This is a genomic window from Kineococcus siccus (assembly GCF_009906795.1).
Classification (GTDB): domain Bacteria; phylum Actinomycetota; class Actinomycetes; order Actinomycetales; family Kineococcaceae; genus Kineococcus; species Kineococcus siccus.
This window is the reverse complement of record NZ_JAAALN010000459.1, coordinates 1-494: the sequence shown is the minus strand read 5'-3', so window position 1 is coordinate 494 and position 494 is coordinate 1. Positions and strand designations below refer to the sequence as shown.

The following is a 494-nucleotide window of genomic DNA, read 5'->3' as shown; positions in this document are numbered from 1 at the left end:
GCGCCGCGCGTGCTGCGCCGGCTCGCCGCGGCCGTCGGGGGGGCCGCGTGGCTGCTCGACGCGGGGGCCGCGGTGCGGTGCGCGAGCCCACCGGGCGCCGAGCCGCCGCCCGGGGCCGCCGCGGCGGTGGCCCGGATGCGGGCCCGCGGCAGCCACACCGCGAGCGCCGACACGAGCGGGGAGCGCGCGCTGCTCGTGCTCCCGGTGGGGGTGCAGGGCCGGCCGCAGGAGTTCCTCGTCCTCGCGGCCGCCACCCTGCCCCGGGCGGTGCGCAGCACGGCGGCCACGGCCGTCGCGCTCCTCGGCCTCGTCGCGGACCGCGAACGGGCCGAGCGCCAGCGCGACCGGCGGCTGCTGGGCTGCGCGGTCGACCTGCTGTGCACGGGCGCCGCCGGGGCGGCCGGGCAGGTGCTGCTCGCCGACGGCGGCGGCGCGGCGGTGCCGGACCGGCTGCGGGTGCTGCGCGCCGCCGCCGTCGGCGAGCAGCACCTGCC

Annotated in this window: 1 pseudogene; it reads left to right on the top strand. The window is 84.0% G+C overall.

The features are described 5' to 3' along the window. Positions 1 to 494, top strand: a pseudogene (locus GTR02_RS22115) (hypothetical protein); the annotation flags it as partial.